This window comes from Moraxella bovoculi 237, assembly GCF_000696305.2.
GTDB classification, from domain to species: Bacteria; Pseudomonadota; Gammaproteobacteria; order Pseudomonadales; family Moraxellaceae; genus Moraxella; species Moraxella bovoculi.
Window position 1 is genome coordinate 17,984 of the sequence record NZ_AOMT01000004.1, and the last position, 21,659, is coordinate 39,642.

19 protein-coding genes and 1 pseudogene are annotated in these 21,659 nt (G+C 46.4%); 7 read left to right on the forward strand and 13 right to left on the reverse strand.

What is annotated here, in order from left to right; all coding sequences use genetic code 11:
* The gene (locus tag MBO_RS00335; protein WP_046697711.1) at nucleotides 1–1,623 is read right to left on the reverse strand and encodes a hypothetical protein; all 1,623 of its coding nucleotides are present in this window, start codon (nucleotides 1,621–1,623) and stop codon (nucleotides 1–3) included.
* 231 nt (nucleotides 1,624–1,854) lie between these two features.
* On the opposite strand from MBO_RS00335, the gene glmU reads away from it, so the two are divergent.
* The 3 genes from glmU to upp all read left to right on the forward strand — a co-directional run bounded on the left by glmU (nucleotide 1,855) and on the right by upp (nucleotide 5,117).
* Nucleotides 1,855–3,210: a bifunctional UDP-N-acetylglucosamine diphosphorylase/glucosamine-1-phosphate N-acetyltransferase GlmU gene (gene glmU, locus MBO_RS00340; protein ID WP_036361857.1), complete on the forward strand. Its 1,356-nt coding sequence runs from the start codon at nucleotides 1,855–1,857 to the stop codon at nucleotides 3,208–3,210.
* A gap of 46 nt (nucleotides 3,211–3,256) precedes the next feature.
* Nucleotides 3,257–4,369 carry a PTS transporter subunit IIC gene (locus MBO_RS00345; RefSeq protein ID WP_265013572.1) on the forward strand — a complete coding sequence of 371 codons (1,113 nt, stop codon included), beginning with the start codon at nucleotides 3,257–3,259 and terminating at the stop codon, nucleotides 4,367–4,369.
* Between the two features lie 109 nt (nucleotides 4,370–4,478).
* Nucleotides 4,479–5,117: a uracil phosphoribosyltransferase gene (upp, locus tag MBO_RS00350; protein WP_036361861.1), complete on the forward strand. Its 639-nt coding sequence runs from the start codon at nucleotides 4,479–4,481 to the stop codon at nucleotides 5,115–5,117.
* Nucleotides 5,118–5,197: 80 nt separating this feature from the next.
* Here the strand turns inward: upp and MBO_RS00355 are convergent, their stop codons facing one another.
* Entirely contained in the window at nucleotides 5,198–5,623 is a 426-nt protein-coding gene (locus MBO_RS00355; protein WP_036361863.1) for a YbaN family protein, read from the reverse strand.
* 279 nt (nucleotides 5,624–5,902) lie between these two features.
* On the opposite strand from MBO_RS00355, the gene MBO_RS00360 reads away from it, so the two are divergent.
* A complete protein-coding gene (locus MBO_RS00360) occupies nucleotides 5,903–6,361 on the forward strand; it encodes a biliverdin-producing heme oxygenase (protein ID WP_227712634.1) in 459 nt (152 codons plus the stop codon).
* Nucleotides 6,324–6,467 (forward strand): hypothetical protein, encoded by a 144-nt coding sequence (locus MBO_RS09970; RefSeq protein WP_226997782.1) that lies wholly within the window; start codon nucleotides 6,324–6,326, stop codon nucleotides 6,465–6,467. The genes MBO_RS00360 and MBO_RS09970 overlap by 38 nt, the downstream gene beginning before the upstream one ends.
* A 91-nt stretch (nucleotides 6,468–6,558) precedes the next feature.
* On the opposite strand, the gene MBO_RS00365 is transcribed toward MBO_RS09970, so the two are convergent.
* Nucleotides 6,559–8,487, reverse strand: coding sequence for a DEAD/DEAH box helicase (locus tag MBO_RS00365; RefSeq protein ID WP_052585187.1), 1,929 nt, complete (start codon nucleotides 8,485–8,487; stop codon nucleotides 6,559–6,561).
* 453 nt (nucleotides 8,488–8,940) lie between these two features.
* Between MBO_RS00365 and MBO_RS00370 the strand changes: the two genes are divergently transcribed.
* Complete coding sequence (locus MBO_RS00370) at nucleotides 8,941–11,313, forward strand: RelA/SpoT family protein (protein WP_036361866.1); 2,373 nt, start codon at nucleotides 8,941–8,943, stop codon at nucleotides 11,311–11,313.
* A gap of 7 nt (nucleotides 11,314–11,320) precedes the next feature.
* Nucleotides 11,321–12,196, forward strand: a complete 876-nt coding sequence (mutM, locus tag MBO_RS00375) for a bifunctional DNA-formamidopyrimidine glycosylase/DNA-(apurinic or apyrimidinic site) lyase (RefSeq protein WP_036361869.1) — start codon at nucleotides 11,321–11,323, stop codon at nucleotides 12,194–12,196.
* Nucleotides 12,197–12,252: 56 nt separating this feature from the next.
* Here mutM and MBO_RS00380 read toward each other — a convergent pair whose 3' ends face one another.
* The 10 genes and pseudogenes from MBO_RS00380 to lepB all read right to left on the reverse strand — a co-directional run bounded on the left by MBO_RS00380 (nucleotide 12,253) and on the right by lepB (nucleotide 21,483).
* Nucleotides 12,253–12,537 carry a Bor family protein gene (locus MBO_RS00380; protein WP_036361873.1) on the reverse strand — a complete coding sequence of 95 codons (285 nt, stop codon included), beginning with the start codon at nucleotides 12,535–12,537 and terminating at the stop codon, nucleotides 12,253–12,255.
* A gap of 20 nt (nucleotides 12,538–12,557) precedes the next feature.
* A complete protein-coding gene (locus MBO_RS00385) occupies nucleotides 12,558–12,845 on the reverse strand; it encodes a Bor family protein (RefSeq protein WP_036361875.1) in 288 nt (95 codons plus the stop codon).
* Nucleotides 12,846–12,976: 131 nt separating this feature from the next.
* Nucleotides 12,977–13,365: pseudogene (gene mscL / locus MBO_RS00390) on the reverse strand (large conductance mechanosensitive channel protein MscL).
* Nucleotides 13,366–13,564: 199 nt separating this feature from the next.
* Nucleotides 13,565–15,409 carry a translational GTPase TypA gene (gene typA, locus MBO_RS00395; RefSeq protein ID WP_036361878.1) on the reverse strand — a complete coding sequence of 615 codons (1,845 nt, stop codon included), beginning with the start codon at nucleotides 15,407–15,409 and terminating at the stop codon, nucleotides 13,565–13,567.
* A 195-nt stretch (nucleotides 15,410–15,604) separates the two neighbouring features.
* Nucleotides 15,605–16,921: an OmpA family protein gene (locus MBO_RS00400; protein WP_036361881.1), complete on the reverse strand. Its 1,317-nt coding sequence runs from the start codon at nucleotides 16,919–16,921 to the stop codon at nucleotides 15,605–15,607.
* Between the two features lie 321 nt (nucleotides 16,922–17,242).
* Entirely contained in the window at nucleotides 17,243–17,977 is a 735-nt protein-coding gene (pdxJ, locus tag MBO_RS00405; protein WP_036361885.1) for a pyridoxine 5'-phosphate synthase, read from the reverse strand.
* Between the two features lie 21 nt (nucleotides 17,978–17,998).
* Nucleotides 17,999–18,757, reverse strand: a complete 759-nt coding sequence (gene recO / locus MBO_RS00410) for a DNA repair protein RecO (protein WP_036361888.1) — start codon at nucleotides 18,755–18,757, stop codon at nucleotides 17,999–18,001.
* A gap of 5 nt (nucleotides 18,758–18,762) precedes the next feature.
* Entirely contained in the window at nucleotides 18,763–19,764 is a 1,002-nt protein-coding gene (gene era, locus MBO_RS00415; protein WP_036361891.1) for a GTPase Era, read from the reverse strand.
* Nucleotides 19,765–19,856: 92 nt separating this feature from the next.
* Nucleotides 19,857–20,624, reverse strand: coding sequence for a ribonuclease III (rnc, locus tag MBO_RS00420; RefSeq protein ID WP_036361894.1), 768 nt, complete (start codon nucleotides 20,622–20,624; stop codon nucleotides 19,857–19,859).
* Between the two features lie 22 nt (nucleotides 20,625–20,646).
* Nucleotides 20,647–21,483 (reverse strand): signal peptidase I, encoded by an 837-nt coding sequence (lepB, locus tag MBO_RS00425; protein ID WP_406812845.1) that lies wholly within the window; start codon nucleotides 21,481–21,483, stop codon nucleotides 20,647–20,649.
* Between the last annotated feature and the right edge of the window lie 176 nt (nucleotides 21,484–21,659).

Consider the following 21,659-nt stretch of genomic DNA (forward strand, 5'->3'; position numbering starts at 1 on the left):
CTACCTAAGCAATCGCCATCCATTAATAATCACCACTACCGAGAAATACAACACCGTCAACACAATCAGCAGCAGCTGGAATATACCAAGCATCGACGCAGGGTCATCGCCATATAGTGGCAAGCAGGCGATCAGCATGGCGAAGAGAATTATTGATAAGGTTTTCTTGCCTGACAAAGACTGGATTTGGCGTGTCTGCTGCGTAATCCCATCATGCCCGTAGGATGATTCATACAAAGCCCCTAATGATGCGTCCTGCCGATACCTCTTAGCTTCATGATAACCGCACACCGCATACAGAGCGACACACACCAACCACACCGGTATAAACACAAAAAACAAATGCACACCGCCCATTAATAAGCCAGCCGCCAGCATTAGCCCTGCCAACCATGTGATGATGGCGCTTTTATTGATGCGATTCTTAACTCGCCATAGCGGACGAATGCCAACTCTTGGCAGGATAAAGTGCTCCGCCGCAATCATCGCCCCTACAGGCGCCATGATGATGTTAAAATACGCCATCAAGTCCAGCCAGCGCAGGAATATCAGCGGAAAGCAAGCAATGATGGTTGTTATCGTGCCCAAGAATACTGTCATCTTCACAAAGCCAATTCGGCACACACCATCGAACGCCAGCGTCGCTCGGTACAGGCTGGGGACAGCTGTCGTGATGGATGCCAGCACAACGGCCGTCACGCCTGCCACGCCAAGCACTGGCACCACCACACCACCAATATCTAGATTGCCAATCGGTACACCCATCAGTAGTGCGCTGGTCGCACCCAGCATTCCTGCACCTACCCACGCCACGAAGTGACCGCCGTAGGTTGCCCAAGCTGAATGATAACCATACTGCCATTTTTTGGCAAATCTAAGCGTGCTCATGTCGCCCATGCCTAGATGCAGGGGAAGGTTGAGCCCCCATGCAAAAGCTGCAATGTGCCAGATACTAAAAGGCTCTTTGCCATCAGGTGTTCTGCCCGTCCAGATATACACCTCAAAAATCCGCCAAAATCCCAGACCTTCTGCCCTGCCCATCTGCCAAAGCAGCGGCAAGCTCGCCAAACCACACACCACGAATATCGTCAATAGATAAGGCGACAAATAACGAGCGACAGTCGTGAGTCGATGAAAACCCAAAGTGCTAATCATCATCACCAACATGCCCACTAGCGCAACCATCCCAATGAAGGCAGGACTGTCAGAATACCAGTTCGTCTGAGCAGGTAGCCCCAGCGCAACATGTAATGCCTGCGCGCTGATGGTTAGCATTCCACCGGCAATCACCGCAAAGATGATGCCATTAACGACGTTAAACACCTTGACAAAACCCACGCCAGCCATGCGTGACAAATATTCATATAAGGTTAATCTGGCGCGCACCGCAACAGGACTGCACACCCATGCCCAGCTGAGCACCGCCAACAGATTGCCGATGATCAGCCCCATCAATACCGCCGACGGAGACGCACCCCATGCAGCGAACGCAGCCCCCACCACGAACTCGCCGCCCGCGACGTGCTCAGCACTATACCCTGCCGCAAAATGACTGCCGCCCAAAAGCTTGTTGCTGGGCGGTCGAGATGTTGGGTATTCTTCGCTGCTGTGCGGGTAGGTCATGATCTTATAAATTAGGCTTGTGGTGAAATTTTGCTCATTTTATCATAACTCACCGATCGGATAATTGACTATTTTTTATGATTATGATGAGTTTTGATCAATGACTAACAGCATGACGCACCACCTCAATCCACCAACCATTTTTAACCAATCTTAACACACCCTCTTAAACGCCTGCGACGAATATGCTAAAATACACCAATTTTATTCATCATTCACATTGGAAATCTCATGTTAAATATCATCATTTTAGCAGGTGGCAAAGGCACTCGCATGAAGTCGGTTAAGCCAAAAGTATTACAAACCTTAGCGGGCAAACCACTACTTCGCCATGTATTAGATACTTGCCGTGCATTAAATGCTGATAATACCATTTTGATTTATGGTTATAACGGTCAAATGGTCAAAGATGAGATTACCGACAGCGATTTAATATGGGCGGAGCAAGCCGAACAGCTCGGTACAGGTCATGCGGTGCAAATGGCATTGCCCCATTTGCCAAAAGACGGCAAAAGCCTAATTTTGTATGGCGATGTGCCATTGACAAGATTGGATGCTCTGCAAAATCTTATTGAACAAAACACGCATGGCATTAGCATGCTGACAATGAGTGTGGACAATCCTTTTGGGCTTGGGCGAATTGTCCGTCAAGATGATAAAGTCATCGCCATTGTCGAACAAAAAGACGCCACCGCCGCCCAAAGACAAATTAAAGAAATTAATAGCGGTATTTATTGCGTGGATAATGCACTATTGCATAAATATTTGCCAAAGCTCGATAATAACAACGCCCAAGGCGAATATTATCTGACCGATATTATTAAAATGGCGGTGGCGGATAATATTGAGATTAACACCATTAGCCCAACGTTCGAATTTGAAATAGACGGCGTGAATGACCGCATTCAACTTGCCAATTTAGAACGCACTTATCAAGCTCATCTGATTCACGAGTTACAATTAAATGGCGTGCAATTTGCCGACCCCAATCGTGTGGATATTCGTGGTACATTAAAATGCGGTAGCGATGTGTTTATTGATATTAACACCGTATTTATGGGCGATGTGGTATTGGGCGATAATGTACAAATTGATGCGGGCAATGTCATCTCCAATTGCACAGTTGGTAATAATACCCACATTAAGCCAAATTGCGTGCTTGATGATAGCACCATTGGGGCGGATGTTGCCATCGGTCCTTTTGCCCATATTCGCCCAAAAGCGGATATTAAAGATAAAGTCAAAATTGGCAATTTTGTAGAAATCAAAAAATCTACATTAAACCAAGGGGCGAAAGTAAGTCATCTAAGCTATATTGGCGATGCTGATGTGGGGCATGATGTTAATATTGGGGCAGGGGTAATTACTTGTAATTATGACGGCGTGAATAAATTTAAAACGCACATTGGTGATAATGCCTTTGTGGGTAGCAATAGCTCGCTGGTCGCCCCTGTCAAGATTGGAGCAAATGCCACGATTGGGGCGGGGTCTGTGATTACCAAAGATACGCCTGATGATAAGCTAACTTTAGCTCGCAGCAAGCAAAGCACCATCGACAGCTGGGCACGTCCGACCAAGAAGGCATAACAGATCCCCAAGATTTATGATATAGTGTATCAAATTTAAGATTGGTGTGTGGCGATTTCAAAGCACGCCAATTTTTTATGGTAATTATCTGACTGTTGATTTTGTGGTAGGTCATCAACTGTGGTTTGACATCAAAGGAACACTCATGTTAAAAGCCTATCTTAATAGACAAAACATCGTATTCTCATGGCAGCGCTACGGCATTGACGCCTTAAATGGCATGGCACTGGGCCTATTTAGCTCGCTCATTATTGGTCTTATCCTAAAAAACATCGGCACATGGACGCACTTCTCACCCTTAGTCACGGCAGGTGGTCATGCTCAGGCGGCAGTGGGTGCGGCGATCGGCGCGGGTGTGGCATTTGGGCTAAAGGCACCGCCTTTGGTGCTGTTTTCTAGCGTGGCAACTGGTCTGGTTGGTGCAGAGCTTGGCGGCGTGGTGGGCGCGCTGGTGGCGAGTGTGATCGGTGCAGAGCTTGGTAAATTCGTCCATAAGACTACACCCGTTGATATCATCATCACGCCTGCCATTACATTATGTGCAGGCATGGGCGCAGCGTACGCCATCGCACCCGCCATCGCAAGCCTGATGACCAGCCTAGGGCAGTTCATCGGATGGGCGATGGAATTATCACCCATCCTAATGAGTATCATCATTGCGATCACGATGGGAGCGCTTCTAACTTTGCCCATCTCTAGTGCTGCGATTGCCATCAGTCTAGGGCTGTCAGGGCTGTCAGCAGGTGCGGCGACGGTGGGATGCGCAGCACAAATGATTGGCTTTGCCGTGATGAGCTATCGTGATAACGGCATCTCAGGCGTGGTCGCTCAAGGGCTTGGCACCAGTATGTTGCAGATGCCAAACATCCTAAAAAACCCTAAAGTCTGGCTACCGCCCACCCTGGCAGGGGCGGTTTTGGCACCTTTTGCCACGGTCATCTTTGGCATGACAAACATTCCCATCGGTGCAGGCATGGGCACATCAGGTCTGGTTGGTCAGGTTGGCACGCTCGATGCCATGGGGGTTAGCATTTATACGATTGGGCTGATCGCACTGTTTCATGTCGTGCTGCCTGCCATTTTAACGCTCATATTTGCAAAAGTCATGCGCAGCCGCGGCATGATCAAAGATGGCGATCTCAAGCTCCCTGAAGCCTAAACTTAGCAGTACGCAATTAAGTATCGCCATTTGATAAAATTTATTTTAAAATTAAACACAAACTTGCTATCATACGCAACCTAAAAATTATCCATCATAAGGCAAACTCATGACCCTAAATGTCCACATCATCGACCACCCACTGGTTCGTCACAAGCTATCACTCATGCGCGCCGCTGAGTGCAGCACCTACAAATTCCGCACTCTGACCAAAGAGCTTGGCAGACTCATGGCGTACGAAGCGAGTCGCGATTTTGAAATTGAGACTTTCAAGATACAAGGCTGGTGCGGCGAGATCGGTGGCGAACAGATTAAAGGTAAAACCGTTACCTTAGTGCCGATTCTGCGCGCTGGCATTGGTATGCTAGATGGCGTGCTCGACCTTTTACCTACCGCAAAAATCTCTGTGGTCGGACTACAGCGCGACGAAGAGACGCTTGAGCCTGTGCCTTTTTTTGAAAAGTTTGTCAGCGACATCGACAAACGCCCTGCTCTTATCCTAGACCCAATGCTTGCCACTGGCGGCAGTATGATCGCCACGATCGACATGCTAAAAAAACACGGCTGCACGAACATCAAAGCATTGGTGCTGGTCGCTGCGCCCGAAGGTGTTCGCTTGGTCAATGAAGCGCATCCGGATGTTAAAATTTACACCGCCGCCCTAGACAGCCACCTTAATGAGAACGGCTACATCATCCCAGGTCTGGGCGATGCTGGTGATAAGATTTTTGGCACAAAACAGCTGTAATCTGTATCCACACATAAAAAATATCCGCCATGTCGCGGATATTTTTATTTATTATTCATTCTAGCCAAATTAGCAAAACATCACGCATCGGGCAATCTTGCCATCCATATCGCCGTTACGGCGCAGATTGCCGCTGTTAGGATAGTGACCCACATCTTGTCAGGTGGTAATTTAAAATACATAAACACACACGACGCCGTCATCATGCTCCATGCCAGATACTTGGCAAAGCGTGGCATCGCACGACGTTCTTCCCAGTCTCTTAGCATCTTTCCGAAGATCTTATGGTGCATGAGCCAGCCGTAGAACCTCTCCGAACTCTTCGCCCAGCAATACCCCGCAAGCAAGATAAATACTGTCGTTGGCATGCCAGGCAATACCGCGCCCAAAATCGCCAATCCCACAAAAGCAAATCCAAGCAAAAAGAACACCCAACGAACCAGCCTATTGGCGTGTACGGTGTGTTTTTTGGTGTCAGATGACGGGTTATCGAACGAATCTTGCATGTATTAACAATCTAAATGAAAATAAGTACCAATTTTATTTGAACATTATCAGCAATAGCCTATAATTATGGGGATATTGTAACACCATTAGATCCCAGATCGTTGTGTCATGAGTACTGATTTTATTAATGATTGTCAACAATCAAATTAATACTACTTATGATAGCACAAAGTATCGCATTTAATAGAAACGATTATCTTTATTTTTAAACAATAAGTCAATTTTGCGATTTTTTGGACAGTTTTTCTGCGGTTTGACCGCTTTTATCATAAAAACAGGTGAAATATGAGCCAACTTACCCTAACCGAAGTCCCACACATGATGCGGTGGATTATCTGCTCATGAGCATGAATCCATTCGCTAGCCATGACAACTATCGCAAGTTCCTACAAGCACAATACGAATTTCACAGCACCGTGAACCCCATCTATCAAGACGCTCAATTGGCAGGTCAGTTTGATGGTCTGACAGATCTTGCTCGCCTTGACCGCGTAAAATCCGACATGAAAGACTTGGAGGTTGAACCCTATGGCAAAGATGTAGAAACCTCTGTCATCACAGGCAGCGAAGCCATCGGATGGCTATATTGCGTCGAAGGCTCTAATGTCGGCGCTGCAATTTTGTATAAAGAATCAGGTAAAATCGATCTAAAAAGACGACTTTGGTGCATCTCATCTGGCGTCACACGCCGATGGTCGTATGCCGCACTGGCGCGACACCAAAGCCAAGATCGATGAGCTACCGCTCACAGATGAAGATCGTGCAGCCACGATGAAAGTTGCTGATGATGCCTTTGCTTACTTTAAGCGTGTCATCTGCAAGATCTACAACGTGACAGAATAATCCTTTATTTACAGCGTTAATTAGACCGCCAAGCTGGACGGTCTTTTTTATCATCACAAAAAACACGCCCAAAGGCGTGTTTTTAAATGAATCAGTCAATCTCACCAAAACGACGTTTTTCTTTTTTTGCTTGACGCTTGGCGAAGAATACTTCTTCAACTGGCTTAGGTTTCTTGTAGCCGCGTGGCTTGTCAGTTTTGTCGAATTTTGGCTTATCGAACTGGCGCTCAGTGCGGCCACCACCAAATTCACGGCGACTGCGATCACCTTGGCGATCATCACGGCGATCGTGACGCGTTGCATCATAGCCCCTACGTGATTCACGGTCGAAGCGCGGTCTGTCAGCTCTATCATCACGACGATCGAAGCTGCGCTGCTCACGCGGACGATATTCGCCATAGCCACGATCTTGGCGATCGCCATAACGACGTTCGCCACCTTGGCGCTCTGGGCGGTCATTACGATAGTAACCAAGCTCTTCATCGAAGCGGCGTTCAACACGATAAGGTTCACGCTCAAAACGCGGTTTATCATCAAAGCGGCGCTCACGATGATCATTATAATTGCGCTCGCCACGACGCTCAAAACCAGCATCAGCATGGCGATCACGACGATCAAAGCGATCATCACGACGTTCATTATAGCGCGGCTTATCGTCGAAACGACGCTCTGAGCGCTCAGCACGAGCGCCAAATCCACGGTCATCACGACGCTCAAAGCGGCGACGCCCTTCGCGGCGATCTTGACGACCGCGACCGTCTCTACCGCCTTTTTTGCGGCGTTCTTCTTGCTCGAATGGCGCGCGTTTTGGCTCTAGACCTTCGACCACCGCCTCGCTCATGTTGCGCTTTAGGTAGCGATTGATGTTACGTAGTTGCCCACGATCATCAAAACTACACAGATTCATCGCCACACCCGTACGGCCAGCGCGACCACAGCGTCCGATGCGATGCACATAATCTTCAACTTGGCGCGGTAAGTCGTAGTTTACAACATGGCTAATCGCAGAAATATCAATACCACGCGCTGCCACGTCAGTTGCGATCAAAAAGTCGCATTTACCGTTTTTGACATCACTGATGATGCGATTGCGCTTACCTTGTGGCAGATCGCCATGCAGATAACGCGCCTTTAGACCTGCATCGGTCAGCGTCTCGGTCAGCTGCTCGGTGCTGCGCTTGGTGGCGGTAAAGATCACTGCTTGATTGATGTCTTGGTCGTTAAGTAGTTCAAGTAGGATCTTGTTTTTGTGATGGAAATCATCACAAAAATACACAGATTCTTCAATGTGCGCACTCTCAACCTTGATAGACACACGCTCAGGATTAACGGTAAAGCTCTCAGCGATTTTACCGACCGCACCGTCCCACGTCGCAGAAGACATGACCGTCTGACGAGTTTGTGGTGCATTTTCTAGGATGGTTTTGATGTCATCAGCAAAACCCATGTCAAGCATGCGATCCGCTTCGTCTAGAACCAATACGTCCAGTTTCGATAGATCGACACGACCTTCATTCATGTGGTCGATCAGACGGCCAGGGGTTGCGATGACAATCTGCACGCCCTTTCTTAGTGCGCGAATCTGCCCACTATAAGGCGCGCCACCCACCAGAGGAATGCTATAAAGACCACGCACATTCGCACCATAGCCGCGCACGCTGTCATGCACCTGCTGAGCAAGTTCGCGCGTTGGCGTTAGGATAAGCGCATAAATGTTCTTCTCTAGGCGTTCTTCACGGCTTAATTTGTCCAAGATCGGCAACACGAACGCTGCTGTCTTACCCGAACCTGTTTGAGCGGATAACAATAGATCGCGACCGTCTAACGCATGCGGAATTGCGCCTGCTTGGATGGGCGTTGGATTGGTATAGCCGCTTTTGGTTAGGGCTTTTAGGATGGGTTTGTTTAGCTTTAAATCTTCAAAAGTGATGGCATCGCTATTGGCGGTGTCATTTTCTGTGGCAGCACAGTGGCTTGGCTGCGCATCGTCTTGGATGGCGGCATCGATATGATGAGTCATAATTTACCTTTTTATCATTAAGACCACGAGATGAGAAAAAACACAAGCCGCCAAATAACTGGCGAGTTTAAGGCTGAACGTTTTGGCATTTTGTCGGGGTGAAAAAATGGGCAAGTCGCCCTCAAAATCATCGCGGCTTAGGAAAGGAAGTCTGCCACACGGCACAGATAAAGTGTGTTTTTCTGACAATTAATTGTCCAAACACGCATATACAACTCAAATCAAAAATGCGATGTCATCTTAGTAAGTATCTTTTTGGCAAGATTAGCCTACAAGATAGTAAGCTCAAGATTATAACACAATAACGAGCAATCACCAAGGTAAATTTTTTAAAATATTTTTACCATCAAGACAAAAGGATTTTGGTGATTTTGCTTTAAAAAACACGCAGAAAATGCCATAATATCCGATACTTTCAGCAGATGATAATAACCTAGGGAAAAAGGAAATCTCGTGGTACAAATTCGTGAAGGCTTACCGCTTTTGGGCGGGGCGAACAGCGACACCGACAGCGCAACTTTGGCAGCCAGCATGGTCGCCAAGGAGCTTCACCCCGATTTTAAGGCTCAGCTTAATAACCCCAAGCTTACCACCACGCTTGATTATTCCAATCAAAGCCGATCTCCTGCCAGCATCAGCGAGTCAGACATCGATGTCGAGACATGGCTTGAGAGTGTTGCGGCTCGCATTGGCAAGGATGATCTACCCCTACTGCGCCGCGCGTGTGAATTTGTCAAAGTCCATTCCAACAAACCCCACGTCAGCCGCTCAGGTGCTTATGCCACAGGGATTGGCATGGCGGATATTTTGGCTTATTTATTCCAGGACGAGAATGCCTTGGTCGCCGCCATGCTGTATCGTACGGCGCGCCGCGAAGTGGTTAGCGTTGATACCATCAAGAATAATTTTGGTGAAGACATCGCACATCTGGTTGAAGATACGCTTGCCATGGGGCGACTCTCAGAGAGCATCGAAGGGAATAAGCGCCTAGAAGACTACTTTGAAAGCGAACAACGCGATCAGCTCTCCACCATTTACAGCATGCTCATCAGCACGACCAACGATGTGCGAGCGGTACTTATCAAGCTTGCCGAGCGCACCTTTGCCATGCGCGAGCTGTCATTCGCCCCGCCCGACCGCCAAAAACGCGTCGCTCGCGAAGTGATGACCATCTACGCACCGCTGGCGCACCGCCTGTCCATCGCCCAATTAAAATGGGAATTAGAAGACCTTGCGTTTCGCTACCTTGCCCCCGATGAATACAAAAAAATCGCAAGTCTACTCTCAGAGAAGCGCAGCGAGCGTGAAGCCTATATTGACATCGTCAAAGAAGACCTAAGCCAAGCACTGGCAAAAGCAGGCATCGACGCAGAAGTATCTGGCCGCGTCAAGCACATCTACTCCATCTGGCGTAAGATGAAAAAGAAAAATCTGTCTTTTGATCAGTTGTATGACATCCGTGCGCTGCGCGTTTTAGTGAACAGCAATGCGCAATGTTACTACACGCTTGGCATCGTGCATGGACTTTGGCGGCACATACCAGAGCAGTTCGATGATTACATCACCAACCCTAAGCCCAATGGCTATAAATCACTGCACACCGCCGTCATCGCCAATCACCGCACGCTAGAAGTGCAGATTCGCACCTTTGACATGCACTTTGAGGCCGAGCTTGGCAAGGCAGCGCACGTCAATTACAAAGAAGGTCTAAAAGCCAAAAAAGACGACTACCTTACCCAAAAAATCAGTTCACTACGTCAATTGCTCGCCAATGATAAGCCCGAGAATGGCGCAGAAGCCGAAGACGATCTTGATCTAGACAATGCAGAACGCATTTATGTGTTCAGCCGTGATGGCGATATTACTGAGCTACCAAAGGGCGCAACGGTGCTGGACTTTGCTTATTATGTGCACACCGAAGTTGGCAACCAAGCTCAAGGCGCGCGCGTCAATGGTCGCTATGTGCCGCTTACTCACCAACCCAAGACAGGCGATCAAGTTGAAATCATCACTAAGTCGAATCGCGAACCTAATCGCGATTGGCTCGTGTCATCGCTGGGCTATATTCACACTAACCGTGCCAAATCAAAATTACGCCAATGGTTTAACAAACAAGACCGTGATAAAAACATCGAGATGGGTCGAGGCATGTTCTTTCGCGAGCTGGACAGACTCTCCATCAGCCCAAACCAAGTCAATATCAATGACCATCTAGAAGAGTTTAACACCAAGAACGAAGATGAACTATTTTTGTCTTTGGTCATGGGTGATGTCGGTGTGCTGCAACTGGTCGGCAAAATCAGCAATAAGCTAAACCTAGGTACGCCGCCGGTTGATGAAGAAAGCATTGAGATTAAGACGCCTTCTCGCCCCAATAAATATCAAATTGATCTGGATGGTTTTGATAATGTCGAGATCCATCTGGCGGGCTGCTGCACGCCTGTGCATGGTGAGCCAATTGCTGGCTTCGTCACGCTATCGCATGGCGTTAGCATTCATAACGCCAAGTGCCCAGAATATCTGCGACTGATCGAGCGCGAGCCAGAGCGTCAAGTGAGTGCTAACTGGCAGGAAAGTTTTGGCCGTTATCAACCCGTCACAATTCATGTCGAGGCCAATAACCGCCGCGGTCTTCTAAGAGATCTCGTCAATATCATCGACAAAGAAAAAGTGAACATCCATCGCGCCGAGACCGTCAGCACTGACGAATCAGTCAGTCATATGAAGTTTTATGTTGAGGTGGCGGGACTGGCTCACTTATCACGCCTCCTTGCCAAAATCGAACAGCAGCCAGACGTTCTACACGCCAGACGCAGCACCAACTAAGAAGCTTATGCCTGAATTACCCGAAGTTGAAACTACCAAAAAAAGCCTAGAACCCCTACTGAATCATGCCGTGACTAATGTTCACGTCTATCAGCCAAAACTTCGCTACATGATGCCGAATGACTTGGATAGCTTGGTGGGATTTTGCCTAGATAAATTAGAACGCCGCGCCAAATATCTGCTGTTGCATTTTTATCACGAAACAGACAACAGCCGAAAGGTGCTCATGGTACATCTTGGCATGTCAGGCAGCCTCCAGCAGCATCCTATTAATGATGAGCTTGAGCCTAGAAAGCACGACCATCTCATCATATGCTTTGGTGATATTGCTCTACACTATCACGACCCCAGACGCTTTGGCATCATTCTGTGGGCAGATAATGACGATCATATCGATGATAAAGACAATGCGCGCGATCGATTTTTGAATCATCTGGGTGTTGAGCCTCTTGATGAGACTTTCAATGCTGCCTATCTATATGGGCATATTCAACGCCGTGGCAAGAAGTCCAAACCCATCACCAAGCCCATCAAGACCCTCATCATGGATCAGGCAGTCGTCGTTGGTGTGGGCAATATCTATGCTGCCGAGAGCTTATTTTTATCAGGGATTCACCCAGCAAAACCTGCCAATCAACTGGATGAAATCCAAATCGAACAGCTTGTAAATCACATCAAAAACATTCTAGCCAAAGCCATCGAAAAAGGCGGTTCAACCTTACGCGACTTCACAGTGGGCAATGGTAAAACAGGCTATTTTCAGCAGACTCTGCTGGCGTATGGCAATCATGGTAAGCCCTGCACTATCTGCGGCACCATTCTTGAAAATCAAAAAATCGGCGGACGGGCTAGTGTCTACTGCCCCAATTGCCAGCCCATTTAATTTAAATTTCACATAAAAAACACCTTAAAAAAGGTGTTTTTTATTTTGTTCACGCTTTATTTGCAGAAAACTTCAGCAGTGTGTGGCGTGTAGATACCCAAAGTTAGTACTGTTAAACCAATGTCTTTTGGTTTTTGTAAGCTTTGAACTTTAGCAACCTTATCAGCAGCACCACAAACCTCTGCAGCATTAACGGTCTTTTCTTGACCAATGCCTGAGATATAAAAACTCTGTGACTTACTGAAAGTAGGTTCTACTTTTGCGCCATTTTGGATAAATGCAGTTTGGGTAGCACAGCCAGTTAGAGCAAACAAGCCAAGGCAAGCGATAATGTGTTTCATTGATATTCCTTAATGATTGTTTATTTGCAATAAATGCGTACTTGGCGCGGAGTATAGATGCCCGAGCTAATCGTGCCTAGAACGCCATTTAGGAAACTGTGCTGAGTTTCAACCTTAGCAACATTGTTCGCGCCATTACAAACTTCAGCTGCGTTAATTTCTCGCTGCTGAGCCAACCCGCTAACAAAGAAAGTCTGAGCCTTATCAACACTTGGTGTAGCCTGGGATTGATTGGATAGTAGGTACGTTTGAGTAGCGCAACCTGTGCTTAATGCGGCAAATACACCTAAGAATACTAGTTTCTTCATGATTACTCTCTATGGATAGAATGTTATAAAATTTAATAACGTTTGCTATTATATAATATTTTTACCAAAAGGCAAGCTTTAGGTAATAAAAAACAACTTTTAGAAAGGTGTTTTTTATTACCTAAAGCTGGTTACTTACGTTCGCCCAGCTTTGCGCTGATTTCACGAAGTAATACCACTTCTTCTGACGTTTCTTCAGGTGCCACCTCTTCTTCTGAGTTACGGCGCATCTTATTCATGCCTTTAACCCTCATAAAGATGATGAATGCTAGGATGATGAATTAATAACCACTGTTAAGAAGCTACCGTAAGCAAGCATTGGCGCGCCCGCCTCTTTAAGTGCATCATAAGTCATCGGTACGCCTGCTGGTACATCGCCGAATAGAACGAACATATTTTTGAAATCAATGTCATCACCAACGATGAATGCAACGATTGGCATGGTGATATCTTCAACGAATGAAGTGGTGATTTTACCAAAAGCAGCACCAATGATCACACCCACTGCTAGGTCGATCACGTTGACTTTTAGGGCAAATTCTTTAAATTCTTAAATCATACCCATGAGGGAATCTCTATTTTGAATAAACTATAAAAATACAGACCTAAATTAGGTCTGTATTAATTATATTGACAGATACTTTAGCCCTATTATAACAATAGTCGCAGCAAAAAAATGTTTTTTGTATGCTATTATTGTTAAATATTGTAAATGACTATCAATCTTTTTTACGACCGAAACGCTTACGCTCATTCTCTGTCAAATAACGCTTACGGATACGGATTGATTTTGGTGTTACTTCAACCAGTTCATCATCTTCGATAAATTCAAGCGCTTGCTCTAGCGTGTATTCTAGCGCGGGAGTTAGGATGATGGCATCGTCAGAGCCAGAAGCACGAATGTTCGTTAGCTGCTTGGCTTTGGTTGGGTTAACTACCATGTCATCAGAACGCGAGTTGATACCTACGATCATGCCTTCATAAACTTCAAGCTGTGGCTTAGCGAATAGACGGCCACGTTCTTGCAAGCTAAATAGCGCATAACCCAAGCAAGTGCCTGTCACCATAGAGATCAGAACACCATTTTGACGTTTTGCCACCGAACCTTCTTTGGCAGGTCCATAATGCGAAAAGCTTGATGTCATGATGCCAGTACCTGACGTCATGGTCAAGAATGCCGAACGGAAGCCAATTAGGCCGCGTGATGGTACGGTCGCCTCAATACGGATACGGCCTTTGCCATCAACTTCCATATTAGTCAGCTCACCTTTGCGCTCGCCCATCTCTTGCATGACTGCGCCTTGGTGCTGCTCTTCTACGTCAAAAGTCACATTCTCATAAGGTTCGCTCATCACACCATCAATCTCTTTCATGATGACTTGAGGACGAGACACACCAAGTTCAAAGCCTTCACGGCGCATGTTCTCAATCAATACTGACAGGTGTAGCTCACCACGACCTGACACTTTAAATTTCTCAGGACTGTCAGTATCTTCAACACGAAGCGCCACGTTATGGATCAATTCACGATCCAGACGTTCACGAATGTTACGCGATGTGACGAATTTACCTTCTTTGCCTGCAAACGGTGAATCATTAACTTGGAAAGTCATCGAAACTGTTGGTTCATCTACTGACAAAGCAGGCAGAGCTTCAACATTGGCAGGATCGCAGATGGTATCTGAGATGTTTAGATTATCAAGACCGGTCACACACACGATGTCACCTGCTTGTGCAGAATCCACATCTACACGCTCAAGGCCGTGATAGCCCATGATTTTTAGGATACGACCATTACGCTTATTGCCGTCTTTGTCAATCACAGTCACAGGTGTGTTCGTCTTGATTGAACCACGCTGAATACGACCAACACCGATCACACCAACAAAGCTGTTATAATCCAAGCTTGAGATTTGCATTTGGAATGGACCATCAACGTCAACCTTTGGTGGCTCAACGATGTCTACAATAGTCTCAAATAGTGGCGTCATGTCAGATGCAAGATCATCAGGTTCAAGACCAGCGATGCCATTAATACCTGACGCATATACAATCGGGAAATCAAGCTGTTCATCAGTCGCTTCTAAGCTGTCAAATAGATCAAAAACTTGATCAATTACCCAGTCAGCACGTGCTGCAGGTTTGTCGATTTTGTTAATGATGACAATGGGCTTAAGACCACGCGCGAATGCTTTTTGAGTTACGAAGCGCGTTTGTGGCATTGGGCCTTCTTGAGAATCCACCAGCAGTAGAACGCAGTCTACCATCGACATAACACGCTCAACCTCACCACCGAAGTCGGCGTGTCCCGGGGTATCGACGATGTTGATACGATATTCTGTATTGGTACGTTTGTCCAGCCATTTAATAGCAGTGTTTTTTGCCAAAATGGTGATGCCGCGCTCGCTTTCGAGTGCGTTAGAGTCCATCACACGCTCAATCTCACCTGAACGCTCGCCAAGCGCGCCAGATTGTTGTAATAGTTTATCAACTAGGGTGGTTTTACCGTGGTCAACGTGAGCAATAATTGCGATATTGCGCAAATGCTTAATGTCGTTTGCCATAAATACTCGTTTTTAATAGGGTTGCTGATTAGCAAAATTAAATGAAAGAGGATACTCTTGGATAGCTCTTATTTACTGATATGAAATAAAAGCAACCGTTTATTATAGCATAATTCACACTATAGTAAAAGCAAGCACAAATAAAAAGAACCGCCAATTGACGGTTCTTTTTTTTACTACTTACTAAAGGGCTGATTATTGTACAACCATGTCTTTAGTTTGTTCTACAGTAGAAGTTCTGTTGCCAGAGATAACCGCGATTACACGACGGTTAAGCGCACGACCTTCGTCAGTAGTGTTAGGCGCGATTGGACGATCAAAGCCATAACCAACAGCGTTTAGACGGTTAGGAGCAATGCCGAACTCGTTAGATAGCATTAACTTAACAGCGTTTGCACGTGCTTCAGATAGACGTTGGTTGTATTTAGCACTTGAACGATTGCTGTCTTTAGATGCGTGACCTTCAATTACAGCAGTCGCGTTCGGGAATTCTCTCATAGATTGTGCAACTTTCGCTACTTCTTCACGGAATTGTGGTTTGATAGCAGACTTGTCACGATCAAAGAATACACGCAGTTCACGACGTAGTTCTTCGTTTACGTTAACCTGTACTGGGCAGCCACGTGCATCAACAACTACGTTTGTAGGAGTGCCTGGGCAAGCGTCTAGATGATCAGGAACACCGTCATTGTCGCTGTCAACGATATTGTCTTCAACAACTACAGGTTCAATAACAACTACAGGTTCAACAACAACTACAGGTTCAGCAACTTCCGCTACAGGAGCTACAGGAACTGCTGGCGCTAGACGACCACCCAGAGTTACTTCCAGACCTGCTAGGGCTAGACCTTCCCACCATTTATTGTCGAAGTTGTGGATTGCACGAACTTCACCACGCAGTGCTAGTGCATCATTTACTAGGTAGCGAGCACCCAAACCAATGTTGCCAATGGTGTCTTTTGAGGTCGTTACTTCTGTACCAGCAGTCACTTTCTGATCTTTAGCAATTTTGCCATATGGTGCATTAGCATTATCTGCTTCATAGGCTGCTTGGTTTTCAATTTTAGTTTTTTGTTGACCAGCACCGATCAATACATAAGGCTTGAACTTGCTGTTAGCATTGTAGCCAGTGAACTGCTCAGTACCGATTAGGAAGTTACCGCTGATGGTTTGTTGCTCAGAGTCAAAACGATTAGCAGCGTCTAGATTGAATGAGCGATCAGAAGCTTTTGCGTCGCTGTTAGAAACAGCATATTCTACTTGTAATTGGGTAGATGGGGTAAGTTCTACACCAAGACCTGCACCAATCCACAGATCGCTATCAAGAGCAACACCATCTTTTACTTGATGATCTGGGTTTAATTGCTTGCCAGTGCGTAATACTTCTCGTTGCTTGTCATGCGCTTCATCATTATAGTGGTAGCCTAGTAGTACTGGGCTTACAGTTACACCAGCAGAAGCAGCGGTCGCTGCAGTAGCAAGTACTGCTAGAGCGATTTTATTTAGTTTCATAAATTCCTCCAAAGGAACGGTTGGTTTTTCAGAATGCGTAACACAACATTACCATGTCATATTCTACCATTAACTAATCGCCTCTGCCAACCATAATTTACCGCAGTAAGGCAATATTTGTTTCTGATAGATATGGGTAGCTTAACGGCATTTTAAGGATTTTACAAGCCTTTTTTTTGCAATAGCTACACAATGTTACATAAAGATATTGATTTTTTACAAATCGCCGCTTAATCATGAATAGAAACTCAAACGCTTATTATTCAAGATTAAGCGGAACTCACGGTGTTATTATAACACATTTGCTTACAATTTTGTCAATTACACCACAAATGCGGCTCGCATTTCTTTGACTGCTCGTTCAATCCCCATAAATACGGCATCTGCAATAATGGAATGGCCGATGTTCAGCTCATGGATGCCGTCTATCTGAGCGATATTTGCGACATTATCTCTGGTTAATCCATGTCCTGCATTAATAAGCATGTTATCCGTTTTTGACTTAGTATACGCCACCGCTTCGCGAATACGGTCTAATTCGCGGTTAAGCGTCTGCACATCCTTATCCAAATCTGCATGTGCGTACGCACCTGTGTGAAGTTCAATCGCGTCGGCGCCGCATGATATGGCGGCGTCAATCTGATGCACATCAGGGTCGATAAATAATGACACTAAAATACCCGCTGATTGTAGTTTTTTGATGAATTGAGGTAGCTGTGGCAAGTTAGTTACATCAAGCCCGCCTTCTGTGGTCACTTCTTGGCGCTTTTCGGGAACCAGACAGACCCAAGCAGGCTTAACATCAAGAGCGATGGCAAGCATCTCATCCGTGACAGCCATCTCCAGATTCATGCGGGTTTTAAGCTTATCTTTCATCGCATAGACATCTACATCCTTAATGTGGCGGCGATCTTCACGCAAATGCAGCGTGATGCCGTCCGCACCCGCCTGCTCGCAGCTGAGCGCCGCCTCGATCGGGCAAGGATAATGTACGCCGCGTGCATTTCTTAGTGTCGCTACATGATCGATATTCACCCCAAGCAGTGGCTTAGACATAGTTTTTCCTTTTAAATCAAATTATACAGACTGATATTGCAAGCTTTGTCGCCATAAGTTACGACTGTGCAGCGGCTTATATTCTAATAGATAGTCCATCACATCACGCTGTAACTGACTAAACGATTGTAGATGCTTGACATACAAATCCTGATTACTCTGCGCACGCGCCATCTCTAATAGATCTGAACCTAGGTATGATACTCGGCTTAATTTTTTACCTTCATCGTTGGCTTCATTAATCAATGTCGATCCAATTGTCACAAAGCCAACTTCAGGCACGAAACGATAATAACCATCGGTGTCGATACTCTCACCCAAACCATCACACTCAAAATCAAGACTCACACCCAATTCATCAAATAACGCCCTCTCGAACCGTCTGAGCGCCTGTTTTAGATCACTAAGAGAATCACAAGCTTCAATCATACCAAGCTTTCGAAGCTGCATGATCTCATCATGATAAACCTGCCAAAGCACCTCGCAAGGACTCTCAGGCACCAGCAGTCGAGACAACACCTCATTCATGTAGAGTAGCGCATACTGAGTCTGACCCATGATGGGCGTAAGGCTAACTTCTGGCGATGGCTGTATTTGGGTGAAAGATTTCAGCGCATTCTTGCCTGTGGCGAATAGGGTCACCGGCACAAAAGACGGCATGCCTCGCGTACCCACACCGCTCACCACACCAAACTCGCTACTAAAAAATTGATAAATTGCGCGTTTTTCTTGATAAGCTCTGGCGTGCAGAATATAACCTGTCAGTGGTTGTTGGCGCAAGAGAATTAATACCCCAAGCTCGTCAAGGCGCGCTCATCATCGGACCAGCCTTTTTTGACTTTTACCCAAAGCGTCAGCATAATCTTGCGGTCAAATAGCGCCTCCATGTCCTTGCGTGCATCAATGCCGACCTGTTTAATTCTTGAGCCTTTATCGCCAATGATGATGGTTTTTTGACCTGCACGTTCGACAAAGATGGTCGCATCGATGAAAGTCACTGCTTTACGCCATTTGCCCGTCTCGGGATCTTTGTGCGCGGGTTCGTCTTTAAAGGTGTCGATTTGTACAGTCAAATCATACGGCACTTCATCGCCTGATGCACGCATGATTTTCTCGCGGATAATTTCACTTGCCAAGAAGCGCTCGGAACGATCGGTGATCTGCTCAGGGTCAAAAATCGGCGGACGCACCGGCAAAAACTGCCCGATCACTTCTTTTAATCTGTCCAAATTATGCCCGCGTAATGCTGACACCGGCACAATATCTGCAAAATCAAAACTCTCACTAAATCCTTCGATCAATGGCAGCATCTGTGTTTTGTCTTTGACAGTGTCGGATTTATTGATAACCAGCACGACGGGCAGATTGGTCGCTGACAATTTCTCTAGCGTCAATAGATCATCTTCGCGCCACTGCAAGCCATCCACCACAAATAGCACCAAATCAACATCAGATAAGGCCGATACCGCAGCTTTATTCATGCGCTCATTGATGGCTTTTACTTCCTTGCTGTGAATGCCTGGGGTATCAACGAACACAATCTGCATCTCATCATCAGTCAAAATACCGTGGATACGGTGGCGCGTGGTCTGAGGCTTGCGCGACGTGATGGATAATTTTTGCCCAAGTAAGTGGTTCATGAGCGTTGATTTGCCAACGTTCGGGCGACCAACGATCGCCACAAAGCCTGATTTAAAATCATCGCTGATGGTGGGTGCGCTATTTTCAAAAAATGCCGTGATCATATCATCATTGGCAGGTTCTGGCGCTTGGTTGTTATCGGTCATGTGTTACCTTGTTTTTAGATATTTAATAGCCTATTAAAACACAAAACCGCCCGTTTTTAAAGGCGGATTTGGTAATTTGACTAGGCTGAATATTATGAATTTTGAGTTTTGTTGAGCTGATTTATCATCAGCTCGGCGCATTTTTGTTCTGCTATGCGACGCGATTCGCCTGTCTGAGTGATGGGCTTAATGCCGTCTAGATTCACTCGGCAGGTTACGACGAATGTTTGGTTCGGTGCGTTGCCAATGATTTCGTCAAGCTCATACGTTGGTAAGGACAGTCGATTGCCCTGTAGCCACTCTTGAAGGCGAGATTTGGCATCTTTTAACACCTTTTCCTCGCCCACTTCTAGGATTAATGATTCGTACCAGACTTTGACAAGCTCTTTGACCAAATTCATGTCGCCACTGTCTAGATAGACCGCTGCGATCAGCGCCTCAACAGCATCTGCCAAGATTGAGGCGCGATGACGGCCGCCGCCCTTACGCTCGCCCACGCCCAAGATTAGATGGCGTGATAATTCAAGCTTCTCAGCGATCTGAACCAGCGTCTCTTGGCGCACCAAAGTGGCACGCATGCGCGTAAGCTTGCCCTCATCATGGCGCGGAAAATGCGTAAACAAGGCTTCTGCAATGATGAGCCCAAGTAAAGCATCGCCCAAAAACTCAAGACGTTCATAGCTTTCTTTGGGATTATAAGAACGATGCGTCAAAGCACGACGTGGTAAGCAAATATCACGAAACTGATAATTTAGCTTCTCAGACAGCACTGGCAACCCCTGCTCAAAATTGGCAAAATGAGGCAATTTATCCAGCATGGTTGTATTTCCCTTAGGGGATGATTTATTTGGGTTGGTCATTTTTCATCCAACGAAATTAACATCAATCAATCGCACCTGCTCGACCAAAACTTGGCAGCTTAAAGCCAGGTTCCTTATGCATCCAAATATAAGTTGCCTTACCTGAAAGATTGTCTTCAGGCACAAAACCCCAATAACGAGAGTCTTGGCTACTGTCGCGATTATCGCCCAGCACAAAGTACTGACCTTCAGGCACGCGCACCGTCCACTGTCTTCCCTCTGTTGTGATGACATCAGGCGAGTTATCTTGCAAGAATTGACCGCCTGCTGATGAATTTAAATCGCCAATATAGCGGACGTTGTAACGATGACTGCCTAGGCTCTCTTGGTAATAGCGCGCGTAATTTTCTTCTTCTTGACCGAATCTTGCACGCTCTTTATCGCTAAATACATGGCTGCCGATTTGCGCTGGCAACAGCTTATTCACCAAAGACTCACCCATACTGTAGCTGGTCTGCTCTGTGGTGACAGCTTCGCCGTTAATGGATAGCACACCATCATTATAAGATACCGTATCGCCAGGCAAGCCAATCACGCGCTTAATGTAGTAACGTTTCGGCTCAAGCGGGTAACGGAACACCGCCACATCCCCACGCTCAGGGCTGCCAGTATCGACAATCTTAGTGTGCGTAATAGGCAGGCGAAGCCCATAAGATGCCTTATTCACCACAATAAAATCGCCCGTGTACAATGTCGGCACCATAGAGCTAGATGGAATGTTAAATGGCTCAATCACAAACGAGCGCACAAGCACGATAATCAGCAGAATCGGTAAAAACTCATACGCCCAGCGTATAAGCACATTCTCGCCCGCAGTTTCTTGATTAACCTTGGCAAGCGTTGCATCACGTTTGGCGATTTGATGGGCTTGATGTGCGTCTTTGACAGCTTGGGGCGTGGCATCCGTGACAATCAATGTATCAACATCGCCATTTAGCTGATGTTGTTCTAGGGCGGTTTGTAGGTTATTTTGGCTTGATTTTAGCTGCTGCTGTGCCGTGAGTAGATTTTTGTTGGCAATTTTTGCCACGCGAT

Excerpts from the sequence above, each read along its gene's own strand:
- MBO_RS00335 (WP_046697711.1), bottom strand. The coding sequence starts at position 1,623 with ATGACCTACCCGCACAGCAGCGAAGAATACCCAACATCTCGACCGCCC.
- glmU (WP_036361857.1), top strand. The coding sequence starts at position 1,855 with ATGTTAAATATCATCATTTTAGCAGGTGGCAAAGGCACTCGCATGAAG.
- upp (WP_036361861.1), top strand. The coding sequence starts at position 4,479 with ATGACCCTAAATGTCCACATCATCGACCACCCACTGGTTCGTCACAAG.
- MBO_RS00355 (WP_036361863.1), bottom strand. The coding sequence starts at position 5,623 with ATGCAAGATTCGTTCGATAACCCGTCATCTGACACCAAAAAACACACC.
- MBO_RS09970 (WP_226997782.1), top strand. The coding sequence starts at position 6,324 with ATGCCGCACTGGCGCGACACCAAAGCCAAGATCGATGAGCTACCGCTC.
- MBO_RS00365 (WP_052585187.1), bottom strand. The coding sequence starts at position 8,487 with ATGACTCATCATATCGATGCCGCCATCCAAGACGATGCGCAGCCAAGC.
- mutM (WP_036361869.1), top strand. The coding sequence starts at position 11,321 with ATGCCTGAATTACCCGAAGTTGAAACTACCAAAAAAAGCCTAGAACCC.
- MBO_RS00380 (WP_036361873.1), bottom strand. The coding sequence starts at position 12,537 with ATGAAACACATTATCGCTTGCCTTGGCTTGTTTGCTCTAACTGGCTGT.
- MBO_RS00385 (WP_036361875.1), bottom strand. The coding sequence starts at position 12,845 with ATGAAGAAACTAGTATTCTTAGGTGTATTTGCCGCATTAAGCACAGGT.
- typA (WP_036361878.1), bottom strand. The coding sequence starts at position 15,409 with ATGGCAAACGACATTAAGCATTTGCGCAATATCGCAATTATTGCTCAC.
- MBO_RS00400 (WP_036361881.1), bottom strand. The coding sequence starts at position 16,921 with ATGAAACTAAATAAAATCGCTCTAGCAGTACTTGCTACTGCAGCGACC.
- pdxJ (WP_036361885.1), bottom strand. The coding sequence starts at position 17,977 with ATGTCTAAGCCACTGCTTGGGGTGAATATCGATCATGTAGCGACACTA.
- era (WP_036361891.1), bottom strand. The coding sequence starts at position 19,764 with ATGACCGATAACAACCAAGCGCCAGAACCTGCCAATGATGATATGATC.
- rnc (WP_036361894.1), bottom strand. The coding sequence starts at position 20,624 with ATGACCAACCCAAATAAATCATCCCCTAAGGGAAATACAACCATGCTG.